The following is a 13,573-nucleotide window of genomic DNA, read 5'->3' on the forward strand; positions in this document are numbered from 1 at the left end:
TTATACCGTGCTCCAATCCAGGATGACCTTACCTGAGCTTCCTGCGCGCATGGCGTCGAAGCCCTTTTCAAACTCGTTCCACTGGTAGCAATGCGTAATCACCTTACTGATATCAAGGCCCGACTGCAGCATCACCGTCATCTTGTACCAGGTCTCATACATCTCGCGGCCATAGATACCGCGGATGGTCAGCTGATCGAAGATCACCTGGTTCCAATCAATCGCCATCTCCGAGGGCGACGGGATCCCCAGCATCGCGATCTTTCCACCATGTGACATGGTTGCGATCATGTCGCGGAAGGCATGCGGATTGCCGCTCATCTCCAGCCCGACATCGAAGCCTTCGTGCATATCGAGCTGCTGCATTACATCTTTGAGGCTCGTCTCTTTCGGATTCACCGCCAGCGAAACACCCGCGGCCTTACGCGCCAGCTCCAGCCGCACCGGATTCAGATCCGTGATCACGACATGCCGCGCTCCGGCATGTTTCGCCACGGCGGCGGCCATAATGCCGATTGGGCCTGCGCCCGTCACCAGCACATCCTCTCCCAGCACTGGGAAGGCCAGTGCCGTGTGCACGGCGTTGCCGAAGGGATCGAAGATAGCCGCGACATCCGTCGGGATATTGTCGGCATGCCGCCAGATATTGGTCATGGGCAGCACCACATATTCGGCAAAGGCGCCGGGCCGGTTCACACCGACACCCAGCGTATGGGCACAGAGATGGCGCCGTCCTGCCAGGCAGTTGCGACAGCGGCCGCAGACCACGTGTCCTTCACCGCTCACCCGGTCTCCCGGATGAAAGTCAGTAACGTTGGAACCTACCTCAACGATCTCACCAACAAACTCATGGCCGATGGTCATCGGGACCGGGATGGTCTTTTGGGCCCACTCATCCCACTGATAGATATGGAGATCTGTACCGCAGATACCTGTTGCCAGAACCTTGATCTTGACGTCGTTGATGCCAATCTCCGGCTCGGGAACATCTTCCAGCCACAGCCCTCTTTCGGCTCGGCTCTTGACGAGAGCTTTCATGCGCAACCCTGCAGCTTTCCGGGCGTCCTTTGGGGGGTCGAACGCCGCCCCCATTTTAGTGCCCGCCGCCCTTGACGTGAGGCCTGGGAACATCTAACCTCTCAGTAATGGTTATGAACCGCATCGCCGCTTGTACCTGTTGCGTTTGTTGCAACAGCGTATGCTGCTGCGCGGTTTCTGACCTGGCCTAGCCAAAGCGTAAAAAGACGCTCCCAAGATTCAGAGACCCACGCATCAGCCAAAGCGCGATGCGTGGGTTTTCTCTTTCCGGCGCATCGCGAACAACGAACCACCCCGGTAAGGAGTTTCGCAACGATGTCACCGAATCAAACCAAGGCAGCCATCAAGCACAACACAGCCGTCATCGATATGCTGGCCATCGGCATTGCACTGACACTGGCCGTACTGGTACGCCTCAACGTCGTTCCGCATATCAGCTTCTAGCACTTTGCAGTCTCGCTGAACCGTGTCTACCGTACTTGCATCCCCGGATACGTCCGCGCGGAGTTCCGCGTCTGCCTATAGGGCATTTTTGCGTCTGCTACCGGGCATGGCGCTGCTCTTCGGTATCGGGTTCCTCGGCAAGTTCATCGAGCATGAATTCACGCATCTCCGCACCGAGTACCACCTGCGTCTACCGCAGATCGAGTACGTGCTCTGGGCCATCATCCTGGGCCTCATCATCTCCAATTTCATCGGCATCAAACCCATCTTCCGCCCTGGTATCGCTACCTATGAGCTCTGGCTGAAGCTCGGTATCGTTCTGGTTGGCGCACGCTTTGTCTTCTCCGATGTGTTGCGCATCGGCACTGTCTCGCTGGTGCTGGTCTTTATCGAGCTGGCGCTGTCCCTCACTGTCATGACGCTGCTCGGCCGCATCTTCGGGCTGCGTCCAAAGTTGACCTCGCTGCTCGCCATCGGCTCTTCCATCTGCGGCGTCACGGCCATCATGGCTGCGCGCGGAGCCATCGAACCTGAAGAAGAAGACGTCTCGACCGCCATCGCCGCGATTCTCACACTTGGCGCAATCGCGTTGTTCACCTTCCCGGCGATCGGCCATATGCTCGGCCTCAGCCAGGAAAGCTATGGCATCTGGACCGGTCTGGCCGTAGATAACACTGCCGAGGCCACCGTGACCGGCGCCCTCTACGGCGATGTCGCTGGACGCTTCGCCATCCTTGCCAAGACCGCTCGCTCCGCCTTCATCGGCTTTGTCGTTCTTGGCTATGCCGTCTACTGGGCCTCCAAGGGCCAGGCGCCCGATGTACCCAACAAAGCGCTCTTCCTCTGGCAGAAGTTTCCCAAGTTCATCCTCGGCTTTCTAATCATCTCGGTGCTGGCGTCTTCGAGCTTCTTCAATACCTCGCAGCTCTCCAGCCTGAGCAATCTTTCGCGCTGGGCGTTTCTTCCGGCATTTGCCGGAGTTGGCCTGCGCACTGACCTGCGCGACCTGACCGGGCAGGGATGGCGGCCCATCGTGGTCGGCATCCTTGGCGAGATCTTCATCGCCCTGGTCACGCTTGGCCTGGTCTATTGGACCTTCATTCGCGGAGGAATCCAATGATCTCTCGCCGCGGCTCCGCAGAATCCTGTTGTTGTTGTCGCTAGCCCTCCCGGGCCGCGCACCTATCCTGCATCTTCTGGCAGTTCTCACTTCACATTCCAAGCCGCGCTGCACCTGAGCAGACGCGCACCAAAGAACCACAAGGAGATTGACTCCATGCGCCGTATCGCATACTTCGCTGCATTCCTGCTCTTATTCGCCAGCTTCGCTCTTCTCCGAGCCCATGCCCAGATGGTGGGCGGCTCCATCTCCGGCACAGTCACTGACGCCAGCGGCGCCGCCGTCTCCGGCGCAACCGTTACCGTCCGCAACGAAGAGACGGGCACAGAACGCCATCTGACCACCGACGCCCAGGGCCGCTACTCGGCTCCCTCCGTCACCATTGGCCGCTGGTCCGTCAGCGCGGAGAAGGACGGCTTCGCCCGCCAGACCCTCACCGCTGTGCCCGTTGTGGTCGGCCAGGCAGTCACCGCTGATATCCGCCTTACGGTCGGTGAGGTCTCGCAGGCGGTCTCGGTCGTAGACACTCCGCCGGTCGTAAATCTGTCGACGCAGCAGACCGCCGGGCTCGTCGATGAGCGTGCCGTCAAGGAGCTCCCCCTCAACGGCCGCTCCTACGATCAGTTGCTGACGCTCAATCCCGGCGTCGTGAACTACACCGGCCAGCGCTCCGGTTCCGTCGGCACTTCGAACTCTTCCGTTGGCGCCATGTTCTCCGTTGCGGGCCGCCGACCGCAGGACAATATCTTCCTTCTGAACGGCATTGAGTACACCGGCGCCTCGTTGATCAATGTCACCCCCGGCGGCGCGAGCGGACAGCTCCTCGGCGTCGATGCCGTGCGTGAGTTCAACGTCATCACCGACACTTATGGAGCCAACTACGGCAAGCGTCAGGGTGCGCAGATCTCCATTGTTACCGCCAGCGGCACCAACCAGTACCACGGCAATGTCTACGAGTTCCTGCGCAACTCCTCTCTCGATGCTCGTAACTATTTCGACCAGCCAGGAGCCAACGGTAAGCGCCTGCCGCAGTTCCAGCGCAATAACTTTGGCGGCTCCGTCGGCGGACCTATCCGCAAGGACAAGCTGCTGCTCTTTGCCAACTACGAGGGATATCGCCAGAACCTCGGCCTCTCTAACAAAGCCATCGTTCCCAACGATCGCGCGCGCCAGGGATATGTTCCTAACAGCAGCGGAACCGGAGAGACTTACGTCGGCGTGGCGCCCGGCGCAGCGAATCTTCTGAATCTGTGGCCGCGGGCCAACGGGCCCGATCTCGGTTCAGGCCTGGCCTATGCGTACTCCAATCCGGTGCAGCGCATCCGCGAAGACTTCGGCACCACGCGTTTCGACTGGAACCTCGGCAGCAAAGACCAGTTCTTCTCCGTCTACACGGTCGATGACTCCACCGCCCACACACCAACCGTGAATCCGCTGACATGGATCAATGAAGACGTACGCGAGCAAGTCACCAGCCTGCAGGAGCAGCATGTCTTCTCTCCGCGTCTGCTGAACACGGCGCGCTTCGGATACTCGCGCGCTGCTTTCTTCTTCACCGGCGAAGTTCCCGTGGATGGAGTTACGCCATTTGTGGTTGGCAGGCCGGTCGGAGCCATCGTCATCGCCGGTTCCACTGCGTCGAACGGAGTCTCCCAGGTCTCCACCGCAGGAGCCAATGTAGGCTCCAACAATCGCGCCGTACGCAACCTCTTCACCTTCGACGACCACATCTTCTACACCGTAGGCCGCCATCAGATCGAAGCCGGTGTATGGCTGCAGCGGCTGCAGGCCAATGATCTGCTGGCGCAGAACCAGTATGGCCAGGCCTCGTTCTCCACACTCACAACCTTCCTGCAGGGCACAGCCGCCACCTTCAGCGTCGTTCCGGCTCCGACAGCGCTTGGCTTCCGCGCTCTCTTCGGTGCGGGTTTTGTAGAAGATACTTTCCGCATCACTCCACGTCTCGAAATCCGCGCCGGTTTCCGCTTCGAGTCAGCCAGCAACTGGAGCGAGGCGCAGAACCGCGCGGCTAACTACAAACTCAACAACTGGGTCATCGACACCAACCCGACTGTCGGCAAGTATGCCCTTTACGACAACAAGGCCAAGTTCCTCCCGGAGCCTCGCCTGGGCCTCTCCTGGTCGCCCTTCGCCAGCGGTAAGACCGCGATCCGCCTCGGCGTAGGTATCCATCGCGCCCTGCTGGATAATCTGGACTACCGTCTGACCCAGGTGGCCCCCTTCAATACAACCCTGGCCTTCAAGAACATTCCCGTCTCTAGCCTGGCCATCACGCCATCGACTACGGCTGCAGCCGGTTCGCTGATCTCGCCCTCGAACGTACAGCCCGACATCCGCACTCCAACGGTCATCGCCTGGTCGTTGCGCGTCGAACAGCAGATCGCTAACAACACCTCGCTTACCGTCGGTTATGCAGGATCACGCGGATACCACCAGATCGTCTCCGGCGACCTCAACGAACCGCCCGCGGTGGTTTGCCCGAATCCATCCTGCCCTGCATCGCTGGCAGCTGGAACCGTCTACTATCCAACGACCACGAAACTGAACCCCAACGTCGCCAACACCACCTCCTGGTGGTCTGCTGCGAACAGCTTCTACAGCGCGCTCCAGGTGGATGTCCGCCGGCAGTTCTCGCACGGTCTGCAGATTCGCGGCAACTACACCTTTGCCCGCAACCTCGACAATGGCTCGGCATGGAATACCAGCGTCAGCGCCAACACGCCAGCCTTCGTCAGCGTTCCTTACTTCCCCAAGCTTGACTGGGGCCGGGCCGCCACGGATATCAAGCACAACGCGGCAATCAACGGCACCTGGGAGATTCCCTTCGCGCACCGCCTCAGCTCCGGCGTTGCACGTCAGACTCTGGATGGCTGGACGGTCAGCAGCATTGCAAATCTGCAATCAGGCTTCCCCTTTACGCCGCAGCTTGGCTATAACCCCACTGGCAGCGGAGACACCCGCAATCCGGTGCGCCCAGACGTCAATCCGAACTTCAATGGCGACCTTTATCCGCATACCGTCAACCAGTGGTTCAATCCCGCCGCCTTCAGCGCTCCCCACTACGGCGCGGTCGGTAACCTGGGACGCGACACCCTCACCGGGCCGCATCTCCTGAACGTTGACCTGTCTCTGCTCAAGCGCTTCAAGGTGGGTGAGCGGGTGAACGCCCAATTCCGGGCCGAGGCCTTCAACTTCCTGAACCACACCAACTTCGCCCTCCCCAACCCTACGGTCTTCAGCTCAGGCCCGACACAAGGCACAGCCGCCAACCAGACCACCGCCGCGGTGGCTTCGTCCACGGCGGGGGCTATCACGGCAACCTCGACCACCTCCCGCCAGTTACAGTTCGGATTGAAGCTGGCCTTCTAAGTAGCCGATAACTCAAACAAATGGCGCGGCTTCTGCCGCGCCATTTTTGGGCCTCGTCCGATTAGCGCACAGAATATGCGAAAATCGATACACGACGCCCTGAAACCCCTGCCGAAAGTACTTGCGCAGGCTTAGCATAGGTGTGGCGGATTTTCGAGGAAAAATTCGCCTTTTGGAGAAGATGGTGCAATGGCGACAAAGGCTCCTGTCGAACGGAAGAAAACCACAACCCCACAAACGAATGAAACGGCACCCGCAATGACGCGCGATGTTGTATTCGATGTCTTTCGTCGCTGGGGTTATCTGCAGGCACAGCTTGATCCGCTGGGCCAGCATCTTCCGCCGGAGCCCTTTCCGGTCGATGTGCCTGAAGATGAGCTCTCCAGCGAGATTGCACAGGAGGCTCGCAGCTACTACTGCGGCACCATCGCCGCCGAGTTCATGCATATTCCATCGCCTGAGCGACGCCAGTGGCTGCAGAATCGCATGGAGCGCCCGGCGCCAAAGTACGATCAGAAGCACATCCTCTCCCAGCTCATCCGAGCCGACATCTTCGAACAGGTCATCCAGGCCCGCTATCTCGGAACGAAGCGTTTCTCTCTCGAAGGCCTCTGCTCCCTGATTCCCTTCCTCGATCAGCTTTTTGCCACCAGCGCCGCACAGGGTGTTGAGATCTGTGTCTTTGGCATGGCTCACCGCGGACGCCTGAACGTGATGACCAACACCGTTGGCCGCGCCGCGGTAGAGCTCTTCACCAAGTTTGAAGACGTCGATCCTCGCTCCACACTGGGCGGTGGCGACGTGAAGTATCACCTCGGAGCCACCGGCACCTACACCTCTCCTGATGGCAAGAAGATGGCCCTGCACCTGGCCTCCAACCCGTCGCACCTCGAAGTGGTGAATCCGGTGGTCGTCGGCCGCGTACGCGCCAAACAGACCCGCATTGGAGCCGACGGACAGAAGAAGGTCCTTTCCATGGTCCTCCACGGCGATGCCGCCTTCGCCGGACAGGGCATGACCGCCGAGACGCTGAACCTTGCCACGATCAACGGCTACAACGTTGGCGGCACCATCCAGGTACTCACAAACAACCTGCTCGGCTTCACCGCCATGCCGCAGGAATCCAACTCGTCGCGCTACTCCACGGACCTGGCCAAGCGTTTGCCGATTCCCATCTTCCATGTCAACGCGGAAGATGTCGACGCGGTTGTGCGTGTCGCGGAGATCGCTGCCGACTACCGTGCCACCTTCGGCTCCGATGTAGTCGTCGATCTGGTTGGCTATCGCAAGCACGGTCACTCCGAGGTGGACGATCCGACGGTCACTCAGCCGCGCCGTTATGCCCTGATCAAGGACCGTCCCGCGATCTATCAGGCCTATGCGCAGAAGATCGGCGTCGATCCGACGGCAGAGGCTAAGGCTGTTCAGGAAGAACTGCTCAACGCGCAGAAGCAGGCGACGCAGGCCACCGAGATCCCGCACATGACCGATGCGCCCGCGTACTGGGATAACTACAAGGGCGGCTATCTTCCGGTCAACGACGACACGGTCACGGGTCTTCCCACCGAACGCATCGCGGAGCTGGTCAACAAACTCACCACCTATCCGGCCGACTTCAACATCCATCCCAAGGTGAAGGCCCTTCTCGCCCAGCGCAAGGAGATGGGAGAGGGCAAGCGTCCGTTCGACTACGGTATGGCTGAGCTGGTCGCCTATGCCTCTTTGCTTGAGTCCGGTGTACCCGTCCGCCTCTCCGGACAGGACTCTCAGCGCGGCACCTTCAATCAGCGTCACAGTTTCTACACCGATACCGAAACCGAGTTCCGCTGGTCGCCGCTGCAGCATCTGAGCGAGAAGCAGGCCAACTTTGAAGCCTACAACTCCATGCTCTCCGAAGCTGCTGTGCTTGGCTTCGAATACGGCTTCTCGCGCGACTTCCCTGAGGCCCTCGTTCTGTGGGAGGCGCAGTTTGGCGACTTCTCCAACGGCGCGCAGATGGTCATCGACCAGTTCATCTCCGCGGCAGAGGCCAAGTGGCACCTGCTCTCCGGCATCGTCATGCTGCTGCCGCACGGCTACGAAGGCCAGGGTCCGGAACACTCCTCGGCCCGTATGGAGCGTTATCTGCAGCTCTGCGCGCAAGACAATATGATCGTGGCGCAACCTTCCAACGCTGCGCAGTACTTCCATCTGCTGCGCCGCCAGGCGCTGTCACCCTATCGCAAGCCGCTGGTTGTCTTCACGCCCAAGAGCATGCTGCGTCATCCGGACGCGATCTCTCCGATTGCCGACTTCAGCCATCAGCACTTCCAGACCGTTCTGCCGGAAGGCGAGATTAAGAACGCCAGACGCCTGCTCATTTGCAGCGGTAAGATCGGCCACAACCTCCGCGTCGAGCGCGCCAAGCGCAAGGACACCGAGACCGGCATTGTCTTCATCGAACAGCTCTTCCCCTGGCCGGAAGCTGCGTTGCAGGCCGCCATCGCGCAGCATCCGAACGTCGAAGAGCTTATCTGGGTACAGGAAGAGCCGGCCAACATGGGCCCGCTCACCTACATCAATCCGAAGCTGCGCTACGCCGCAGGCGACATCCCCGTACGCACCGTCAACCGTGCCGCAGCCGCCAGCCCAGCCACCGGCTCCGCCAAGGCGCACGAGATCGAAGAGAAGCTGCTGATGGAGATCGCCTTCGGCCGCGTATAGATCTAAGCCATCCCCAAATAAAAATGCCCGGCTCGCCCCGGGCATTTTATTTGGGAAGCTTCATCGCCGAGCGTAGCGCCACCAGGCCCAGCGTCCCTACGACACCAATCAGCGCCAGCCACAGCAATTGCGGATAGCGGTCGGTCAGCGGGCGCTTTGCCTGTGTCTGGTGAAAGAGCACATTATTCTCCTCCGCCCCTATCGTTGCTTCGGCCTGTCGCCCGCTTACCGGAAAGATCCGGGCATAGTCGTAGACCGGAGCCGGCAGTGTCTTGTCGCCGTAGTACAGGACCGGCGAACTGGCTACACTTGTCTGCCAGCATAGCTTCCGTTGGCGCATCTCCAGGTTAACTGCGGCAATCGGCAACGGCTGGTCGTCGCCGTTCTCAACGGCAATCTCCACGGTTGCCGGCGACTGCAGATTCGCTCCAATCGTGAATGGAATCGTCAGATCTTCGTCTTCGATCTCGCGCCCGCCTCGCGTGATCTTCACGCGCAGAATCTCTCCCGTTGCGGACTCGCTACGGCTGCCTTCTTCGGAGGCTCGCGCGGTCACCCTCACCGTGCGTGCAAAGTTCACGGCCTTTCCCGTTTGCATCTGGAACCGGACACGCTCCACCGGCACCTGTGGCGGCAACGGGATCGTTGTCACCGTCCGCCTTCCCTGCTGGGTGAAGTTCGTGCTGCGAGCCACCACGGTGTAAAGTGTCTGTTCCTCGCGGCTTGGCGGAATCGTCGCTCCTCGTACACTCCCCATCGTGAGAGCGTGCGGGTTCCCCTGCGGGGTGATCGGCGTGAGTTCGACGTGGAGGATGGAAAACGTGCTCTCCTGCAGATGCAGCGTCGTATTGCGGCCGAGATGCTGGCTGGAGAGATCGAAGATCGTATAGCTGCCAAGCACCTCACCGCCGGCCGAAACCTTCGCTGCTGCCAGAAAGTCCTTTGCATCGAGATTCAGCTCGATCTCGGTATAAGGATGTCCCGGCATCACCAGATCGAAAACGACAGAATGCCCCTGGGCTGCAAGATTCAGCACGCGTGCGGGCTCGGCCTCCGGCGTGGCCGGTTCAGATACCGTGGTGGCATACGGCACCTCTTGCCTGCCGGAGAAGAGTCGCAGATCGCGCAACGCCGGTGCAGCATGGGCAAAAACATCAGAATCCAGCACGGCGCATGCCTGGTCCGCGCCGGCGACAGAAGGCGCGGTGAGCCGGCGCTGGTAGCGGAAATCCGAGGGTTGGGGGGAGGGCGCCGACGATGCCACCAGCAACGCCAGCCCTGCGGCAAACCACTTCACGACAAACTACTCCTCTGAACGGGACACGGCTTTCAGGCCGAGCCAGTCTTTCTGATAGACGAAGCTTACGGCCATCAACAGCGCTCCCAGACCGATAAAGCTGAGAACCCGATATCCCTGTGACAGGCTACGCATGTCGTACAGGAAGACCTTTCCTATGGTAGCGACCAGCAGCACCAGCCCTTGCCAGCGCACGAAAGCCGTGCGCTTCCAGAAGCCGATCGCCAACAGTGCCGCACCGTGGAGCATCATGAAAGCGGAGAAAGTGAACTCCAGCGCAATCGAATCATCCAATGTTCCTCGAACCGGTAAAAACGCAAAGATCTCGCGGCGTACGGTCACGAGTATAAGCAGGTTCAACGCGACCGAGGAGATCGCAGGAATCTGCATCTGACCACGTTTGAGATCGATCCAAATCACGACGGCTAATGCGGCAATCGCGCAGATCTCGGCGACAAAAGCTGCATTCGCAAATGGAACCGGGCTGCTGCTCGTCCACCAGGGCAATGTGATGGCTCCAACATAGCCCAATGCAAGCGCTCCCAGCGAAAGCCAGCGCACGCTGGACTGCAGTCCTGCGGCCTGCCGCTTCATCTTCTCAGCCGCGATCCAGTACAACGAGACCCCCTCTGCCAGCCAGCCGATCGTAATCCAGCGTCCCGAAGCCTTCAACGGAATGGCAATGGTCAGGAAGACGATCGCCAGCGACAGATGAATTGCCTCACTGACCGCATTTGGGCGTAACCGGATCTGCAACCGCATCAACAGAAGGTACAGGGCGGCAAGCGCAACCGCTCCCCAACTCAACCATCCATGGCGGCCGCTATCCTGCAGCAGCGAATAGAACGTCAACGAGCCATAAGCGCTCGCTGCCAGCGGCAACCAGACCGACAGCACCCCGTTCTCTTCCAACGACTGCACAAGTGGCAACATCGCAAACAAAAGAAACAGCACCAACGTAAAGAAGCTGGCCACGCCGAACTGATCTGGCGTAAAAAAGCGTGTGTACCAGGCGATGGTGTAGATCGAAGACATCGCCAAAGCTCCCAGCAGCAGGCGAGGCCACACTTTGAAGGCCAGCAGTACGACGACAGAACCACTTAGCACAATCAAGTAGCTAAAAAGGAACACCACATGGTTCTGCCCGGTCGACAGGAGTCCGGGAGTGGCAAATCCCCCGGCGAGAGCATACGCCGCCAGGAGCTCAGCATCCTGAGCCCAGGCCATCCAGGCATTCCACGCAGTTACCGCCAACATTGCCGCGAAGACCACGCCTTCCGGCAGCAAGTGATAGAGCTGAAAGGAAGCCCAGAGCGACAGATACAAAACACCGGTGCCTACCGCTTTCAGCGAATAGGAAAAGACTCGGAAACCTTTGCTGCGGAAACGCTCCGACCACACCACAATCCCGGCGCCCGCGATCAGGCCTGCGAGAATGCGCCCAGCAGGGCCGATCCATTGGTTATCGATCGCCAGTTTCAGCGCCCATGCCGCCCCAATCAGCAATGCCAGCACGCCGACACGATTGAAGATCTGCGATCCCAGCCGCGATTCAAGGTTCTGCCGCTCTTTCAGAACTGAGCTCGATACGCCAGAACGAGCGGGCCGGGCCGGAGGCGGCACAGCCTGGGTTCTGGGCATACCTGGCTGGACAGCACGTTGGCCGCGGAGCGTAGCAATCTCGTCCTCCAACGCTTCAACGCGTTTTCGTAAGAGCAATAACTGCTCCGCAAGATTTTCCGGGCTGTCTTCCATATGCAGGCTGTTATACCCTGTCAGCGTCATGGCTACCAACCAGATTCTCGTTGTCGAAGACGACCCCATGAGCCTGGAGCTGCTGGATGTCTTGCTCACCCAGGAGGGTTTCATCGTCACTGGCTGCGGTTCCGGCGACGATGCGGTAGCTGCTATCACGAAGAACCATGAGATCGGTCTGGTGCTGACGGATCTGCAGATGCCCGGCCTGCGGGGCCCTGCTCTGGCAGCTGCCATGCGAAAGGCCACCCCCACCCAGCTGCGCATTTTCGCTATGAGCGCCACGGCTCCGGAACACCGCTTGCCGGGCTTCGATGCCTTCCTCCTCAAGCCGCTCTCGATGGAGCGTTTTCTCTCCCTCACGCATGGTTCCGGCTTGCATCCTGGCGCCTCTCCCGAGGAGGCTCATCTGTTGGACGAAGGCATCTATCGCCGCATGGCGGCCGCCATGCCGGCCACCCAGTTAAAAGCGACTTATACCTTCGCTCTGGATGATGCCCTCACACGGATTAGAGCCATGCGCACGGCCTTCCATGAAAATGACAACTCCTCGTTCCGCCGCCAGGCCCATGCCATCAAGGGAGGCTGCGCCATGGTCGGCGCGGTTGAACTCGCTTCCCTGGCCTCTCTTTTTGAACGCAACGGCATCTCGGGGAAGCAAGTTGGTACCGAGTTGGATGAATTCGAGCTCGCAGTAGACCGTCTGCGTCGTATGCTGGAAGCGCGGTTTTGATGGGCCAATAAAGCAGTTCTCCTAAAGGTGTAGTGCGGAGTTATAGCTGTGTGCGCCGTTTTCCTGCGAAGAAAATGGAATTCGCAGATTTATCCAGAGCTACAGTATTAGGAGAATTGCTCTAGCCGTATCAACCCTCTCCAGACCGGAGGAATACAGATGAAAGCAGCTACCTCGAAGTCTGGGGCGCACAGTATCGGGCACTCCGGACTTCCGGTTCGTATCGTAATCGCCGACGATCATCCAGTCGTGCGCTTCGGCGTGCGCAACATGCTCGCACCCGAACACGGATTTGACGTTGTAGGCGAGGCGGAAGATGGTGATGTCGCCATCACCCAGACGCTGGAACACGAGCCTGACATCCTCCTGCTTGACCTGCAGATGCCGCGGCTTCCCGGCCTGGAGACCATGCGGGCGATCATGAGCCGTTCACCCGGAGTCAAGATCGTCCTCCTGACCAGCGCCATCACGACGCAGCAGCTCATTGAAGCGCTGCAGATCGGGGCACGCGGTATCGTCCTCAAAGATTCCGTCGCCGGAGATCTGTCACAGGCTGTCCGCGCGGTCGCCGGCGGCGATTACTGGATCGGCGGCGAACGTGTTGTCAACCTCGTCAAGGCACTGCATGACCTGATGCAGAGAGCCGCCGCGCAGCCGGAACGCAAGACCTATGGTCTGACTCCGCGTGAACTGGAAGTCGTCTCCTGCATTGTCGAAGGTTGCAGCAACAAGGACATTGCAAAGCAATTCTCCATCAGCGAGGAGACAGTAAAGCGCCATCTGTCGAACGTCTTCGACAAGACCGGCGTCTCCACTCGTCTGGAACTCGCACTCTTCGCGATCTCGCATAAGCTGGTTCAGGCCGATAACTAGAAACGTAGACAGATACTTTCTCATTCCAGCGTCGCGGAGGAATCTGCTTTTCTAAACTGGTGGGAACAGCGGACTTCAGGCCGCTGATAAAGGCGTAAAAGTAGATTGGCTTTTAGCCCTGAGCCCATTTCTATCTAGCGCCGATAGACCGTGGCCTGAAGGCCACGGCTCCCACCGGTTCGAGCTTCGCTCGAATATTCCCCAAGCGACCCAAGTCCCC

9 protein-coding genes are annotated in these 13,573 nt (G+C 59.7%); 6 read left to right on the forward strand and 3 right to left on the reverse strand.

The window, feature by feature from the left end:
* Positions 1 to 1,038, reverse strand: coding sequence for an L-threonine 3-dehydrogenase (tdh, locus tag OHL21_RS22350; protein WP_263419521.1), 1,038 nt, complete (start codon positions 1,036 to 1,038; stop codon positions 1 to 3).
* A 315-nt stretch (positions 1,039 to 1,353) separates the two neighbouring features.
* Here tdh and OHL21_RS22355 point away from each other — a divergent pair, with 315 nt between their 5' ends.
* The 4 genes from OHL21_RS22355 to OHL21_RS22370 all read left to right on the forward strand — a co-directional run bounded on the left by OHL21_RS22355 (position 1,354) and on the right by OHL21_RS22370 (position 8,695).
* Positions 1,354 to 1,482 carry a hypothetical protein gene (locus OHL21_RS22355; RefSeq protein ID WP_263419522.1) on the forward strand — a complete coding sequence of 43 codons (129 nt, stop codon included), beginning with the start codon at positions 1,354 to 1,356 and terminating at the stop codon, positions 1,480 to 1,482.
* Positions 1,483 to 1,504: 22 nt separating this feature from the next.
* A complete protein-coding gene (locus OHL21_RS22360; protein WP_263419523.1) occupies positions 1,505 to 2,602 on the forward strand; it encodes a YeiH family protein in 1,098 nt (365 codons plus the stop codon).
* A 156-nt stretch (positions 2,603 to 2,758) separates the two neighbouring features.
* Entirely contained in the window at positions 2,759 to 5,992 is a 3,234-nt protein-coding gene (locus OHL21_RS22365) for a TonB-dependent receptor (RefSeq protein WP_263419524.1), read from the forward strand.
* Between the two features lie 189 nt (positions 5,993 to 6,181).
* The gene (locus OHL21_RS22370) at positions 6,182 to 8,695 is read left to right on the forward strand and encodes a 2-oxoglutarate dehydrogenase E1 component (RefSeq protein ID WP_263419525.1); all 2,514 of its coding nucleotides are present in this window, start codon (positions 6,182 to 6,184) and stop codon (positions 8,693 to 8,695) included.
* A gap of 46 nt (positions 8,696 to 8,741) precedes the next feature.
* On the opposite strand, the gene OHL21_RS22375 is transcribed toward OHL21_RS22370, so the two are convergent.
* The gene (locus OHL21_RS22375; RefSeq protein WP_263419526.1) at positions 8,742 to 9,992 is read right to left on the reverse strand and encodes a hypothetical protein; all 1,251 of its coding nucleotides are present in this window, start codon (positions 9,990 to 9,992) and stop codon (positions 8,742 to 8,744) included.
* Between the two features lie 6 nt (positions 9,993 to 9,998).
* Entirely contained in the window at positions 9,999 to 11,777 is a 1,779-nt protein-coding gene (locus OHL21_RS22380; RefSeq protein ID WP_263419527.1) for a DUF2339 domain-containing protein, read from the reverse strand.
* Between OHL21_RS22380 and OHL21_RS22385 the strand changes: the two genes are divergently transcribed.
* Both OHL21_RS22385 and OHL21_RS22390 read left to right on the forward strand, forming a co-directional pair.
* Positions 11,776 to 12,480, forward strand: a complete 705-nt coding sequence (locus OHL21_RS22385) for a response regulator (protein ID WP_263419528.1) — start codon at positions 11,776 to 11,778, stop codon at positions 12,478 to 12,480. The genes OHL21_RS22380 and OHL21_RS22385 overlap by 2 nt on opposite strands.
* Positions 12,481 to 12,639: 159 nt before the next feature.
* Complete coding sequence (locus OHL21_RS22390; RefSeq protein ID WP_263419529.1) at positions 12,640 to 13,353, forward strand: response regulator; 714 nt, start codon at positions 12,640 to 12,642, stop codon at positions 13,351 to 13,353.
* Positions 13,354 to 13,573: the final 220 nt, after the last annotated feature.

Origin of the sequence: Terriglobus albidus, assembly GCF_025685425.1 — a bacterium.
Lineage (GTDB): Bacteria > Acidobacteriota > Terriglobia > Terriglobales > Acidobacteriaceae > Terriglobus > Terriglobus albidus.

Coding starts and splice junctions, on each gene's coding strand:
- tdh (WP_263419521.1), bottom strand. CDS start 1,038: ATGAAAGCTCTCGTCAAGAGCCGAGCCGAAAGAGGGCTGTGGCTGGAA.
- OHL21_RS22355 (WP_263419522.1), top strand. CDS start 1,354: ATGTCACCGAATCAAACCAAGGCAGCCATCAAGCACAACACAGCCGTC.
- OHL21_RS22365 (WP_263419524.1), top strand. CDS start 2,759: ATGCGCCGTATCGCATACTTCGCTGCATTCCTGCTCTTATTCGCCAGC.
- OHL21_RS22370 (WP_263419525.1), top strand. CDS start 6,182: ATGGCGACAAAGGCTCCTGTCGAACGGAAGAAAACCACAACCCCACAA.
- OHL21_RS22385 (WP_263419528.1), top strand. CDS start 11,776: ATGGCTACCAACCAGATTCTCGTTGTCGAAGACGACCCCATGAGCCTG.
- OHL21_RS22380 (WP_263419527.1), bottom strand. CDS start 11,777: ATGACGCTGACAGGGTATAACAGCCTGCATATGGAAGACAGCCCGGAA.
- OHL21_RS22390 (WP_263419529.1), top strand. CDS start 12,640: ATGAAAGCAGCTACCTCGAAGTCTGGGGCGCACAGTATCGGGCACTCC.